Here is a 13,136-nt window from a genome sequence, read left to right on the forward strand (position 1 = left end):
TTCAACGCAGGCCCGTCACCGCCGGCCAGAGCGCGTCCGCGCCGCGTGCGATGAAATCCCCCCCCAGCCGGCGCGCCCACGAGGCGCCCGAGCCGTCCTCCGTCCGCCAGGACCACAGCCGCCGCGTCCGCAGGTGCAGCGGGTACTCGGCGGTGACGCCGATCGCGCCGTGGGCCTGGTGGGCGGCATTGCATCCGACCGACGCCGCGACGTCGGCCCGCATCTTCGCGATGGCGATGGTGCGCCAGTCGGGAGCGCTGGTCGAAAACGCGAGCGAACAGGCCGACAGCGCGCTCGTCACCTCGCCCGCGAACACCGCGAGGCTCTGCTGCATGGCCTGGAACTTGCCCAGCGGCTTGCCGAACTGCGAGCGGGCGTTGACATAGGCGACCGTCATGTCGAGCGCGCTCTCGGCCGCGCCGGTCATGAGTGCCGCGCGATAGCGCGCCGTCTCGAGCGACGTCGCCTCGACACAGTCCGCGAGCGCCGCCTGCGCCAGGCAGCGCACGCGCTCGAACCGGAGCCGGTCGCGCGGCTCGTGCGCGAGGTTGTGCCCGTGCTCGATGGCCAGGCCTGGCGCATCCGCGGCGAGCAGGAGCACATGCTCGCCCTGCCGGGCCTGGACGGCCAGCACCACATGGCTCGCATGGCGCGCCCATGGCACCGTGGCGTGCCCTTGCAGCAGCGGCGCCTGCCCCGTGGTCTCGACGAGTTCCGCGTCGCGCACGATCCCCAGTGCCAGCATGCCGGCCGGTGCCTCGAGCCCCGCCTTGCGCAGCAGCGCGCGGGCCAGCATGTTCTCGAGCACGGGCAGCGGAACGCAGTGGTAGCCGGTGGCCTGCGCGATCGCGAGGGCCGTCGACTCGGGCCGCTCCAGCTCGCCGTCGTAGTCGGTCAGCAGGCCCGGCAACCCGAGGGCCTCCACCTCGTTCCAGAGCGCCTGCATGTCTTGCCCGGCTTGCTCGTGCGCGCGTGGCTCGAGGCGCGCCGCGCACAGCCGCGCATAGCTGTCGACGATCAGCGTCTCCAGTCCCGCGCTCACAGTCCCACTCCCTTGGCGATGATGCCGCGCAGGATCTCGCGCGCGCCGCCCCGGATGGAGAACTGCGGCGCCGCCTGCGTCGTGAATGCGGCGGCCGCCGCCAGTTCGCTGCGCGGGTCCGAGAGGTCGATGTCGAAGAGTTGGTGCGCGGCTTCGGTCACCTTCTGCTCGAAGCTCGTGCCGCGGTCCTTGACGATGGCGGCCGCGAGCGCGGGCGATTCGCCGCGCGCGAGCATCGCCGAGATGCCCAGCGACATCTCGCGCAGTGCCGCGAGTTCGGCGACCAGGTGGCCGAGCTCGGCCGCATGCTGCGGATTGGATGCGTCGGCGGCTCCCACCATCTGCCGCAGCAATTCGAACGAACTGAGAAAGCGTTCGGGTCCGCTTCGCTCGTAGGCCAGTTCGCGGTTCACCTGCTTCCAGCCTTCCCCTTCGCGGCCGATGAGCGCATCGGCAGGCAGCCTCACGTCGTCGAAAGTGCATTCGTTGAAATGGCTCTCGCCCTGCATGTGCGGGATCGGCCGCACGTCGATGCCCGGCGAGCGCATGTCGATCACGAACTGCGACAGGCCTTCCTGCCGGCTCGATCCGCTGCTGCTGCGAAACAGCCCGATCATGTAGTCGGCCTCGTGCGCCATCGAGGTCCAGACCTTGCGCCCGTTGAGCACCCAGCCGTCTTCCGTGCGGCGCGCCGTGCTGCGCACGCTGGCGAGGTCCGAGCCGGCGTCGGGCTCGCTCATGCCCACGCAGATGCTGATCTCGCCGCGCGCCATGCGCGGCAGCAGTTCGCGCTTCACGCGATCCGATGCGTACTCGAGCAGCAGCGGGCCGGTCTGCCGGTCCATCGGCATGCAGCTGCAGATGTGCGCGCCGGCGGCGAGGCTCTCTTCCCAGACCACGTAGCGTTCGTGATTGCCGCGCTCCTGGCCGCCGTACGCCTTCGGCCATGACAGGCCGATCCAGCCGCGCCGGCCGAGCTCGCGCGCCAGCGACCGGCTGCCGGCCAGCCAGTTCTTCGCGCGGTCGGTGGCCGAACTGTACGCGCGAGTGCCGTGGAAGAAGGCCCGCACGTCGGCGCGCAGGGGCTCGAGTTCGGGCATCGCGCCCGCGGAACTGATGTGGATTGCCTGCATGGATCTAGCGGGTGTTGCCGGTGGACAGCGCATCCGCCAGCGAGCGGACCGCTACGCGGTGTTCGGGTGAATGGATGGCCTGCGCCTGGGCCTCGGCCGACAGGTGCAGCACCTCGTCGAAGCTCTGCGTCGCGGAGGCGCGCAGCAGCTGCTTGGTGAGCCGCAGCGCCGTTCGCGAATGAGCGGCGATCCGGGCGGCGAGCGCCTGTGCCTGGGCCTGGAGCTGGTCGTCGTCGACCACTGCGCTCACGAGGCCCAGCTCGAGCGCGAGCGCCGCGTCGATGGTCTCGCCCGTGAAGGCCAGGTAGCCCGCCTTCGCCGGCCCGAGCAGGCGGGTCAGCAGCCAGGCGCCCCCGTCCCCCGGCACCAGGCCGAGCTTGACGAAGCTCTCGGCGAAGACCGCGCGGCGCGACGCGATCCGCAGGTCGCACATGCAGGCCAGGTCGAGGCCGGCGCCGATCGCGGCTCCGTTCACCGCCGCGATGACGGGCAGCCGCAGGCCATGGAGCGTGCGGGCCAGCCGCTGGATCCCCGCCTGGAAGCTCGCGCGGATTTGCTCGGCCGGCGGCAAGCCATCGTCCAGCGAGGCCAGCATCTCCTTCACGTCGCCGCCGCCGCAGAACGCGGAGCCTTCGCCGGTCAGCACGACCACCCTGGCCGCCTCGTCGAGATCGGCACGCTGGCAGGCGGCCACGAGGTCCGCGATGGCGGGCGCGGAGAGGGCGTTGCGGGTGCGCGGCGACGACATGGTCAACATGACGATGCCGTCGCTGCGTTCGTAGCGGATGAATGACAAGTGGTCGGTCCTTTGCGGGCTGTGCGATGAAGGGATGCGCCATTCTGCGAACGGGTCGCCATGGAGGCAACGCTCCGTTCGGAACATCCGGATTGCCTAGAATGGAAATCCGAAAACGCACAGCGAGTCCCCGCCATGGCCGCCGCCAATCCACTCGACAGGCTCCGCGCCCGCAACCTGAACCTGCTGGTGCCGCTGCACGTGCTGCTGCAGACCTGCAGCGTGAGCCAGGCCGCCGAGCAGCTCGGAACGAGCGCCTCGGCCGTCAGCAAGCTGCTGCAGGCGCTGCGCGAGGAGCTCGGCGACCAGCTCCTGGTGCGCTCCTCCAACAAGATGTTCCTCACGGACCGGGCCCGGCAGTTGCGGCCCGCCGTCGACCGCGCCATCGCCCAGTGCCGGCAGCTGTTCGACGAGGACGCGTTCGAGCTCGCGCAGGTCGAGCGCGTACTGGTGCTGGGCGCCAACGATTACATCCAGTCCACGCTGGGGGTCCGGCTCGCGCGCCTGCTGCGGCAGCACGCGCCTGGCGTGCAGCTCGTGATGCGCCCGATCGCCAAGGGCATCCCGCAGCTGCTGGCCGAAGGCGCGCTCGACCTGTGCATCGGCACCGAGAACCTCGAGGCGCGCGGCCTGCGCGTGCAGCCGCTGGCGCGCGAGCAGCTCGCCTGCATCACCCATCGCGAGAACGCCGCGGCGCCCAGGCAGCTGTCGCTGGCCCAGCTCTGCGGCTGCGCGCACATCGACGTGTCGCCCTCGGGCCTGGGCCTGCTGCCGGCCATCTTCGAGCGCCAGGCCCTGAATGCCGGGCAGAAGAGGAACGTGGTCATGACCGCGTCGAGCTACATGGCATTGCCGGACCTGCTGCAGGGCACGAACGCCGTTTCCATGGTGCCGCGGCGGCTGCTCGGCCTGGCCAGCTTCGGCGAACGGGTGCGCGAGATCGGCCTGCGTTTTCCCTCGCCCGAGTTCGACCTGCGCCTGTACTGGCACAACATCACCCACACCGATGCCTTCGCGGTCTGGCTGCGCGATCGCCTGTTCGAGCTGACGCCCGTGCAGTCCGCGCCGCCGGCCGCGAAGCGCCGCTAGCACGCGCAACGCCCCCGTACACTGCGAACCCCTCGATTTCATCCAAGCCCGACCGCCATGAAACTGAGTCAACTCCGCTCGTTCCTCAGCGTCGCCGAGCATGGGAGCATCCGGGCCGCGGCGCGCGCGCTCGGCATGTCGCAGCCGGCCGTGACCCAGGCGATGCGCGAGCTCGAGCTGTCGGTCGACGCGCCGCTGCTGCAGCGCGGCACGGCCGGTGTCGAGCTCACGGTGTATGGGCGCTCGCTGGTGCGCCGGGCCAGCGTGATCCAGCGCGAGATGGAGCGCGCGGTGGCGGAGATCGAGGAGATCCGCGACGGCAGCTCGGGCCTGATCTCGATCGCGATCTCCACGGCCGTCGCCTTCGAGATACTGCCCCAGGCCTTCGCGGCGTTCCGCGCGCGCTTCCCGCATGTGGAGGTCCGCTTCAACGAGGCCTCGATCCCGCACACGCTGCCGCGCATCCTCGACGGAACGGTGGACTTCATGGTCGCTCACATGCTGCCGGGCTCGCTGGCCGACTGGGAGGTCAAGCGCCTGTACCGCACCGCCATGGTGGCGGTGGCGCGCGAGGGCCATCCGATCCTGGACGCGGCGAACACGGACGGCTTCGCCGACTGGGAATGGCTGCTGCCCTACGACGACGAGAGCGCGCCCGCGCTGGTACGCCAGCTGTTCGCCCCGAAGCGCATCGCGCCGCCGACGCGGGTGGTGCGCTGCACCTCGACGGCGATCGGCCTGAAGCTCGTGGGCGAGAGCGACCTGGTCGGCGTGTTCGTGGACACGATGACGCGCGAGGAGTTTCCGCACTACGGCCTGGTGAAGCTGCCGCTGTGCGATCCCCTCGCGGCGCTCGACGTCAGCGTGATCTCGCGGCCCGGCTCCGTGCTGAGCCCGGCGGCGCAGAACTTCCTCGATGGCCTGCGCCATGAAGCCGTGATGAAAGGCAATGCCTATCACCGCTGAAGAGTGCTTGTCTTCCGGCCGCGGATCGCCGCTCCTAGCATCCGCCATCGCAACAAAAGGCATGGCCAGGAGACAGCAATGGGTACCCAGACAAGCGGCGTCGCGCCGCCGCTATCGAAGCGCAAGGCGGTGACGGCGATCACGGTCGGCAACGCGCTGGAGTTCTACGATTTCACCGTCTACGGCTTCATGACGAGCATCATCGGCCGGATCTTCTTCCCCTCCCTGAGTCCGTATGCGCAGCTGCTGCTGGCGGTGGCCAGCTTCGGCGTCGGCTTCCTCGCGCGGCCGCTGGGCGGCGTGGTGATCGGTGCCTATGCCGACCGCCATGGCCGCAAGAAGGCGATGGGGCTGACCATCGGTCTCATGGCGCTGGGCTGCGCCATGATCGCGGCGGCACCCACGCCCGCGCAGATCGGGCTGGCGGCGCCCGCGATCATCGTGCTGGCGCGGCTGATCCAGGGCTTCTCGGCGGGCGGCGAGGTCGGTGCATCGACGGCCATGCTGGTCGAGTACGCGGGCCGCAACGAGCGCGCCTTCATGGCCAGCTGGCAGGTCGCGAGCCAGGGCCTGGGCGTGATGTTCGGCGCGCTCGTCTCGAGCACCGTGATCTCGGTGCTGGCCCCGGCCGATCTCGAGAGCTGGGGCTGGCGGCTGCCCTTCGTGCTCGGCATCCTGATCGCGCCGGTGGGCATGTACATCCGCACGCGCCTGCACGAGACGCATGTCGATGCGCCGACGCCAGCGGCCTCGGGCGAAACGGGCGGCAAGATCGGCCTGCTGCTGCGCCACCACTGGAAGCAACTGATCCAGGCCAGCCTGCTGTTCCTCGCGTGCACGGTCGGCATCTACGTGGTCGCGTTCTACATGCCGACCTATGCGGCCCGGGAGCTCGGGCTGCCGGTGCAGGTCGGCATCTGGGCCGGCGTGGTGTTCGGCATCGTGAACCTGCTCGTCGCGCCGCTGTCGGGCCTGCTGGCCGACTGGCTGCGGCGCAAGCCCGTGATCTTCTGGTCGCGCGTGGTGTTGCTGCTGGTGTTCCCGTGCTTCCACTGGCTGCTCGCCGCGCCATCGCCGGGGCGCCTGTACGTGGTCGTCGGGCTGCTCAGCGTGTGCCTGACTTCGCAGTTTCCGGCGCTGCTGGTGATGCTCACCGAGATCTTCCCGAAGCATGTGCGTGCCAGCGGGCTCTCGACCGTCTACAGCGTGGTGGTCGCGGTCTTCAGCGGCTTCTCGCCCTTCGTGCTGACCTGGCTGGTGCATGAGACCGCCGACAAGCTGGCTCCCGCCTGGTACCTGGTGGCCGTGACCGTGGTCTCGACCCTCGTCATGCCTTGGCTCGTGGACCGCACCGGCGAGGACCTCGATGCGCAGAGCCCGAAGGAAGCGCCGCCGCGCGTGCGCCCCGCGATGCCGGTGGGGAGCTTCAAGTGAAACCCACGAACCATTTCGCGGCCAGCTATGCCGCGGCACGCGAGCGCTTTCTCGCGAGCGCGGGCGCGGCGGGGCTCGCCGTGGCTTCGCATGCGATCGAAGGCGTGCGCGGCGCGCAGGGCGAGGAACTCGCGATGGATATCGTGCGATTCGGCGATCCGCGCGCCGACAAGCTGCTGGTGCTGACCTCCGCGATCCACGGCGTCGAGGGCTTCTGCGGTTCGGGTTGCCAGTCGGCGATGCTCGTGGACGAGCCGCTGCTGGCCACGGCCGAGCGCATGGGCGTCGGCCTGCTGTTCGTGCACGCGGTGAATCCCTTCGGCTTCTCGCACCTGCGCCGCGTCAATGAGGACAACGTGGACGTGAACCGGAACTTCGTGCGCTTCGACGAGGCGCGCTCGCCGAACCATGGCTACGCCGAGCTGGAGCCCCTGCTGCTTCCGCCTGCATGGCCTCCGGGCCCCGAAGAGGCCGCGCGGCTCGATGCCTGGATCGCCGCGCAGGGCGTCGAGGCCTACGGACAGTCCGTGTTCCAGGGGCAGTACGACTCGCCCACAGGCATGTTCTACGGCGGCAGCCGCGCGACCTGGAGCAACAGGACGATCCGGCGGGTCCTTCGGCAGGAGGGCGCCGCGGCGAAGCAGGTGGGCTGGATCGACCTGCACACCGGGCTCGGCCCGCGGGGCCACTGCGAGAAGGTGTTCATCGGCAGGCCCGGCGAGATCGACCGGGCCCGGACCTGGTGGGGCGCGGATGTCATCTCGACCGAGCGCGACGATTCGGTGATGTACGAGATCAGCGGCCCGATGGTGACGATCCTCGCGCAGGAATGCCCCCACGCACTGGGCACCACGATCGCGCTCGAGTTCGGCACCGTGCCGTTGCTGCGGATGATCGATGCGCTGCGCGCGGACCACTTCTGCTGGCGGGCCGAGCCGCCCGTCGCGCCGCGGCTCAAGGCCGAGGCCGGGCAGGAACTGAAGGCCTGCTTCTACGTCGACGATGCCGATTGGCAGGGCATGGTCTTCGGCCAGGCGCGCACGGCGGTCGTGCAGGCCTTGTGCGGGCTCGGCGCTTCGGCGTGACTGGGTGCGCGCGCGGCGGATGGTCAGGCGGCGCGCCCGCTTTTCCTTCGCCCGCCGGCCTTCGCGCCATGGCTCGCCAACCCGGCGAAGTCGACGATCCTGATCCGGGGACCCTCGAGCTGCACCAATCCGTCGGACCTCAGCGCGCGCAGCGCCATGTTGGTCCGCTGGCGCGACAGTCCGCACAGGTTGGCGAGCTGATGCTGCGGCAGGGCCAGCGCATCGCCGTCGTCGCCCTGGGCCAGCAGCGAGAGGCAGCGCGCGACGCGCATGTCGGGCGCCAGCATGCGCGAGGCTTCGAGCAAGGCCGTGACCGTGCCCATGCGCTGGTTGAGGTTGTTGAGCAGGAAGTTGTTGAACGGCACGCTCTGCGCGAGCAGCAGCTCGAAGGTGGGTGCGGGCAGCAGGCAGACGCGGCTCGCGCGCACCGCGATCACGTCGTAGCGCCGCTGCTCGCGCTTGAGCATCGAGCCTTCGCCGCCCCACTCGCCCTCGCGCAGGAAATGCAGCGTGGTCTCGCTGCCATCGGCGGCGGTCACGGACATCTGCAGGAAGCCGCTGTCCACGCCGATCCAGTGCGCCGCGGTCTCTCCCACCCTGGCCACGCATTCGCCGATCGCGGCATCTTTTTCGACCAGGGTGGCGCGCACCAGCGCCTGCTGCGCCGGCTCCAGCGTGGCGAACCAGGCGCTGCGGTCTAGCAGGGAGGTGGGCGGTGGGGCGGGCTTCATGGATGTCGTTGCAACGACAGCGCGATGCGCGTGTCTTCACGATAGTAAGCACTTCAACAGGAGACGCCAATGACCGTGAGAACCGAGAAGGATGGTGCGGTGTGGACCGTGATCCACAGCCGCTTCGACGAAGCGCGCAACGCGATGGACCCCGACAGCGCCGACGCGCTGGTCGAGCAGCTGCAGGCCTTCGACCGCGATCCGCAGGCGCGCGTCGCGGTGCTGTGGGGCGAGGGCGGCGCCTTCTGCGCCGGCTGGGACCTCAAGTACGCGAGCACGCTGGCGGACCGCGAGCGCTTCGACCAGGACATCGTGCGCGGCCTGGCGTTTCCGATGGGCGCCAACGCGGCGCCGCGAGGGCCGCTGGGGCCGACGCGGCTGGAGCTGTCGAAGCCCGTGATCGCGGCGGTGGAAGGCCCCGCGGTGGCGGGCGGCATGGAGCTCGCGCTGTGGTGCGACATCCGCGTGATGGCCGAGAGCGCCTACTTCGGCGTCTACTGCCGCCGCTGGGGCATCCCCTTGCTCGATGGCGGCGCGGTGCGTCTGCCGCGGCTGGTGGGACAGGGCCGCGCGATGGAGATCATCCTCACCGGCCGCAAGGTGCCGGCCGAGGAGGCGCTGCGCATCGGCATGTGCGAGCAACTGGTGCCGCATGGCGAGGCGCGGCAGGCGGCCGAGGCGATGGCCAGGGAGATCGCGCGCTTTCCGCAGGCCGCCGTGCGGGCCGATCGCCGCACGGTGCACGAAAGCCATGGCCTGCCGCTGCGCGATGCGATGCGCGTGGAGTGGGCCAACGGCGTGGAGGCGCATCACCAGGAAGGCGCCGATGGCGCGGGCCGCTTCGCATCGGGACTGGGGCGCGGCGGCGACTTCGGCCGCATCTGAGCCTACTCGTCGAACAGGCGCGACTGCGAGGAGGTCAGCGCCGAGAAGCTCTCGCCCATCGGCTGCAGGATCGCATCCGCGATCGGCCGCAATTGCTTCGCGAGGTAGTGCTCGTAGTCGATGCGCGACTGCCGCGCTTCCAGCGGCTCGGGCCCGTTGCGCGTCATCACGTACTGGATCCAGCCGCCGTTCTGGTACTGGCGTGGCCGCTGCGCCCGGTCGTTGAATGCGTCGGCGATGCGCGCCGCACGCACCTGCGGCGGCACGTTGACCTGGTAGTCGTCGAGCCGATGGCGCAGGCGCTTGCGGTAGATCAGCAGCTCGTCCTTGGCGCCCGCCAGCATCGAGCGCGTGTAGTCGGCGACGAAATCGCGGTAGGGCTCGTCGTGGAAGATGCGCGACAGCAGTCCTTCCTGGAACTGGCGCGCCAGCGGCGTCCAGTCGCTGCGCGCCATCTCGAGGCCGCGATAGACCATCTCCTCCCGGCCCTTGGCATCCACGCTCAGGCCCGCATAGCGCTTCTTGCTGCCGATCTCCGAGCCGCGGATGGTGGGCATGAAGAACTTCTTGTAGTGGGTGTCGAACTCGATCTCGAGGAAGTTGCGCAGCCCCTGTTCGTCGTGCAGGGTGCGGGTCCACCAGGCATTGATCTCGGTGGTGAGCGCCGCCGCGATGGCGTGCGCGTCCTCGCTGGAATGCGCGCGCTTGAGCCAGATGAAGATGGAGTCGGTGTCGCCGTAGATGACCTCGTAGCCGCGTTCCTCCACGAAGTCGCGCGTAAGCCGCATCATCTCGTGGCCGCGCAGCGTGATGGCGGACACCAGGTCGGGATTGAAGAAGCGGCAGTCGGACGCACCCAGCACGCCCGCGAAGGAGTTCATGAGCAGCTTCAGCGCCTGCGACAGCGGCTCGTTCTTCGCGCGCTTGGCCTCGTCGCGCGCATGCCAGAAGGTGCTGACGATCTCGGGCAGGCAGTGCCTGTCGCGCGAGAACAGGGTGCCGTTCGGGCCCTTCACGCCCGCGGCCGGGTCCTGCGCCCGCATGCCTTCCACCAGGCCCACGGGGTCGACGAGGAAGGTGCGGATGATCGATGGATAGAGGCTCTTGTAGTCGAGCACCACGACCGAGTCGTAGAAGCCGGGCTTGGAGTCCATCACGTAGCCGCCCGGATAGGCCTTGCTGAGGATCTCGCCGACATTGGGCGCCACGTAGCCCAGCCGGTGCATGCGCGGCAGGTAGTGGTGGCTGAACGCGGCGATGGAGCCGCCGAAGTGGTCGGCCTGCAGGCCCGTGGTCTGGGCGCGCTCCAGCACGAAGCTCAGCAGCTTCGTCTTCTCGAAGATGCGCAGCACCAGCTCGCAGTCGCGAATGTTGTAGGTGGCGAGCGCCGGCTTGTCCTGCTGGTAGCGGCGCTCGATCTCGGCCATCTTGTCGTACTCGTCGCCGATGGCCTTGCCTTCGCCGAGCAAGGCCTGCGACACCGACTCGAGGCTGAAGGACGGAAAGCTCCACATGCCCGAGCGCAGTGCCTCGATGCCGTCGATGATCACGCGGCCCGCGGTGGTCGCGAACAGGTAGCCCTGCTTGCCCGGATGCGTGCGCCATTCGAAGGGCCGGCGTTCGCGACCCGGCAGCAGCGGCGTGCCGGCGGTGTCGGCCGTCTTCTGCAGCACGCGCAGGTCGAACTGGATCACGCTCCAGCCGACGATGACGTCGGGGTCGTTGTGTTCGAACCAGTCGTTGAGGCACTCGATCATCGCCTTGCGGCTGGCGCAGTAGACGAGCGAGAAGTCCAGCGGTTCGCTCGCCGCCTGCGCGGGCGCTTCGCCCAGCATGTAGACCACGCGCTCGCCGGTGCCGTCGAGCGCGATCGAGTAGAGCTCCTCGTGCTGGCTGGTCTCGATGTCGAGCGACACCACCTTGAGCCGCGGCCGGTAGGCGGGCGCGGGCTTGAGCCTCGCATCGACGAGGGCGGCGCCGTCGGGCCTGCCGCCTTCCACGAGCGCGCCCGCGGTGATGAAGCGCTCCATCAGGTAGCGGTCGTGCGGCCGGATGTCGGCTTCGAGCAGTGGAATGCTCTTCGCCTCGAGCAGGCGCACCAGCCGCTTGAGCTGGCGGAAATGCGTGACGTAGACGCCGACGACCGGCTCCTGGCCGAAGGTCTTGAGCGCGAGTTCGCGCAACTGCAGGCCCGGCAGCTCCGGGGCGTGCGCTTCCACCGCCTGCCTGTGCTTCGCCGCCACGAAGGCGACCGAGGTCTGCGCGTTGAGCAGCACCTTGCGCGGGCCCTCGTCGGTGGCGAGCCAGAACTCGATCTCGGTGCCGCCGGGCGCATCGCGCCAGCGCCGGGTGAGGATGAATCCCTGGAGTTCGGTGGACGGCACGGGAGGCTGGAGATCGGATGGGGCGGGAGCGTGGTCGATTCTCACAGGGCCGCGCTTGGCTTGCGCCTGGTCGTCGTGTTGCGTGGGGGCATGCTGTCCTTCATGGCCTGCTTGAGAAGGCCGAACACGCGCCGGTCGCCGAGCTGCGCGGCATTGAAGCGCACGAACGCGCCGGCCGTCTGCGAGACGCTGAAGACATTGCCGGGCGCGAGCACGACCTTCTGTTCCATGCAGCGCCGCGCCAGCACCGCGGAGTCGAGCCCATCGGGCAGCCGGCACCAGAGGTAGAAGCCGCCGCGCGGCGCGAGCCAGGGCTCGATCCCCAGCGCCCTCAGGCGCTCGGTGGCGTCCTTGCGCGCGCGCATGAGGCGCTGGCGCACCTCGTCCATGTGCTTGCGGTAGCTGCCGCCGGCCAGCACGCCGGCGATCAGTTCGGTGGCCACCGGGCTCGGGCCGCCGAACTGGGTCGCCACCTGCAGGTCGACCAGCCCGTCGATCCAGTCGCGGCGCGCGGCGATGTAGCCGCAGCGTACCGAGGCCGAGAGCGTCTTGGAGAAGCTGCCGATGCGGATCACGCGCTGCAGGCCGTCGAGCACCGCGAGCCGCGGCGAGGGCGAGGGCTCGAAGTCGGCGAAGACCTCGTCCTCGACGATGGTCATGCCCTGCGCCGCGGCCGCGCCGAGCACGCGGTGCGCGGTCTGCGGCGAGATCGTGGCGCCGGTGGGGTTGTGCAGCGCCGAGTTGGTGATGTAGAGCCGCGGGTTCTGCGCCAGCGCCTGCGTGAAGGCCGCGACGTCGGGGCCGGTGGGCGTGAACGGCACGCCGACGATCTTCGCTTGATGCGCGCGCAGCAGCGCCTGGAAGTTGAAGTAGCAGGGATCGTCCACCAGCACGGTGTCGCCGGGCCGCAGCAGCAGGCGGCAGATCAGGTCGATGGCCTGCGTGCCCGAGGTGGTCAGCAGCAGCTGTTCGGGCGTCGCGGCGATGCCCTCGTCGGCCAGGCGCGCCAGCAGCAGGCGGCGCAGCGCGAGTGCGCCGCGCGTGCTGCCGTAGTCGGCCAGCAGCGCGTCGTCGGCGCGGCTCAGCGCGCGCAGGCCCTTGCGCAGGGCGGCGTGAGGCATCCAGTCGGCCGGCAGCCAGCCGCAGCCCGGCATGAGAAAGGAACCATCGGCATCCAGCGACTGGCGCGAGACCCAGAAGGGATCGACGTCGCGTTCGCGCGGCGCGCCCATCTCGGCCAGCGCCATCGGCGGCAGGTTGGCGCCGGTCACGTAGAAGCCCGAGCCGCGCCGCGCGCGGATCACGCCCTCGGCCTCGAGGCGGTCGTAGGCCTCGACCACGGTGGAGGGCGAGACGCCCATGGTCTCGGCGAAGCTGCGCACCGAAGGCAGGCGGTCGCCTTCCACCAGGGCGCGGTTCGCGATCTTGGCGCGCACCGCCTCCATCAGCGCATCGGTCCGCATCGTTGCCTTCACACCGTTCATCCTCGCCGCCTTCCGGGTGACTGTGTGGCCGGGATGAGCCATACAGTTTGCGGAAATTGTATGCCTCTGTGCCTTCCCGTCAGGGCTCGGCCCAGATACGCTGGGCG

11 protein-coding genes are annotated in these 13,136 nt (G+C 70.0%); 5 read left to right on the forward strand and 6 right to left on the reverse strand.

The window, feature by feature from the left end; genetic code table 11:
• Nucleotide 1: 1 nt before the first annotated feature.
• Genes ACODT0_RS01175 through ACODT0_RS01185 form a run of 3 tightly spaced genes read right to left on the reverse strand, consistent with a single transcriptional unit; the run spans nt 2 to nt 2,971 of the window.
• Nucleotides 2-1,042, reverse strand: coding sequence for an acyl-CoA dehydrogenase family protein (locus ACODT0_RS01175; RefSeq protein WP_489040307.1), 1,041 nt, complete (start codon nt 1,040-1,042; stop codon nt 2-4).
• Nucleotides 1,039-2,175, reverse strand: coding sequence for an acyl-CoA dehydrogenase family protein (locus tag ACODT0_RS01180; protein WP_057589924.1), 1,137 nt, complete (start codon nt 2,173-2,175; stop codon nt 1,039-1,041). Before ACODT0_RS01180 ends, ACODT0_RS01175 begins: the two co-directional genes overlap by 4 nt.
• Before the next feature lie 4 nt (nt 2,176-2,179).
• A complete protein-coding gene (locus ACODT0_RS01185; RefSeq protein WP_412179296.1) occupies nt 2,180-2,971 on the reverse strand; it encodes an enoyl-CoA hydratase-related protein in 792 nt (263 codons plus the stop codon).
• A 135-nt stretch (nt 2,972-3,106) separates the two neighbouring features.
• Here ACODT0_RS01185 and ACODT0_RS01190 point away from each other — a divergent pair, with 135 nt between their 5' ends.
• The 4 genes from ACODT0_RS01190 (at nt 3,107) to ACODT0_RS01205 (ending at nt 7,545) form a co-directional block, all read left to right on the forward strand.
• Nucleotides 3,107-4,060: a LysR family transcriptional regulator gene (locus tag ACODT0_RS01190; RefSeq protein WP_489040308.1), complete on the forward strand. Its 954-nt coding sequence runs from the start codon at nt 3,107-3,109 to the stop codon at nt 4,058-4,060.
• A 57-nt stretch (nt 4,061-4,117) separates the two neighbouring features.
• Nucleotides 4,118-5,026, forward strand: a complete 909-nt coding sequence (locus tag ACODT0_RS01195; RefSeq protein ID WP_489040309.1) for a LysR family transcriptional regulator — start codon at nt 4,118-4,120, stop codon at nt 5,024-5,026.
• Nucleotides 5,027-5,104: 78 nt separating this feature from the next.
• A complete protein-coding gene (locus tag ACODT0_RS01200; RefSeq protein WP_489040310.1) occupies nt 5,105-6,460 on the forward strand; it encodes an MFS transporter in 1,356 nt (451 codons plus the stop codon).
• Nucleotides 6,457-7,545 (forward strand): DUF2817 domain-containing protein, encoded by a 1,089-nt coding sequence (locus ACODT0_RS01205; RefSeq protein WP_489040311.1) that lies wholly within the window; start codon nt 6,457-6,459, stop codon nt 7,543-7,545. The genes ACODT0_RS01200 and ACODT0_RS01205 overlap by 4 nt, the downstream gene beginning before the upstream one ends.
• Nucleotides 7,546-7,568: 23 nt before the next feature.
• Here the strand turns inward: ACODT0_RS01205 and ACODT0_RS01210 are convergent, their stop codons facing one another.
• Nucleotides 7,569-8,276, reverse strand: coding sequence for a Crp/Fnr family transcriptional regulator (locus tag ACODT0_RS01210; RefSeq protein ID WP_261206096.1), 708 nt, complete (start codon nt 8,274-8,276; stop codon nt 7,569-7,571).
• A gap of 69 nt (nt 8,277-8,345) precedes the next feature.
• Here ACODT0_RS01210 and ACODT0_RS01215 point away from each other — a divergent pair, with 69 nt between their 5' ends.
• Entirely contained in the window at nt 8,346-9,161 is an 816-nt protein-coding gene (locus ACODT0_RS01215) for a crotonase/enoyl-CoA hydratase family protein (RefSeq protein ID WP_209540007.1), read from the forward strand.
• Between the two features lie 2 nt (nt 9,162-9,163).
• On the opposite strand, the gene ACODT0_RS01220 is transcribed toward ACODT0_RS01215, so the two are convergent.
• Nucleotides 9,164-11,545, reverse strand: coding sequence for a DNA polymerase II (locus ACODT0_RS01220; protein WP_489040312.1), 2,382 nt, complete (start codon nt 11,543-11,545; stop codon nt 9,164-9,166).
• 41 nt (nt 11,546-11,586) lie between these two features.
• Complete coding sequence (locus ACODT0_RS01225; protein WP_489040313.1) at nt 11,587-13,029, reverse strand: aminotransferase-like domain-containing protein; 1,443 nt, start codon at nt 13,027-13,029, stop codon at nt 11,587-11,589.
• Nucleotides 13,030-13,136: the final 107 nt, after the last annotated feature.

The sequence above is a fragment of the Variovorax sp. FG153 genome (assembly GCF_057809595.1).

Bases quoted from the DNA above. Each gene is read 5' to 3' on its own strand.
- ACODT0_RS01180 (WP_057589924.1), bottom strand. From the start codon at position 2,175: ATGCAGGCAATCCACATCAGTTCCGCGGGCGCGATGCCCGAACTCGAG.
- ACODT0_RS01190 (WP_489040308.1), top strand. From the start codon at position 3,107: ATGGCCGCCGCCAATCCACTCGACAGGCTCCGCGCCCGCAACCTGAAC.
- ACODT0_RS01195 (WP_489040309.1), top strand. From the start codon at position 4,118: ATGAAACTGAGTCAACTCCGCTCGTTCCTCAGCGTCGCCGAGCATGGG.
- ACODT0_RS01200 (WP_489040310.1), top strand. From the start codon at position 5,105: ATGGGTACCCAGACAAGCGGCGTCGCGCCGCCGCTATCGAAGCGCAAG.
- ACODT0_RS01210 (WP_261206096.1), bottom strand. From the start codon at position 8,276: ATGAAGCCCGCCCCACCGCCCACCTCCCTGCTAGACCGCAGCGCCTGG.
- ACODT0_RS01215 (WP_209540007.1), top strand. From the start codon at position 8,346: ATGACCGTGAGAACCGAGAAGGATGGTGCGGTGTGGACCGTGATCCAC.
- ACODT0_RS01225 (WP_489040313.1), bottom strand. From the start codon at position 13,029: ATGAACGGTGTGAAGGCAACGATGCGGACCGATGCGCTGATGGAGGCG.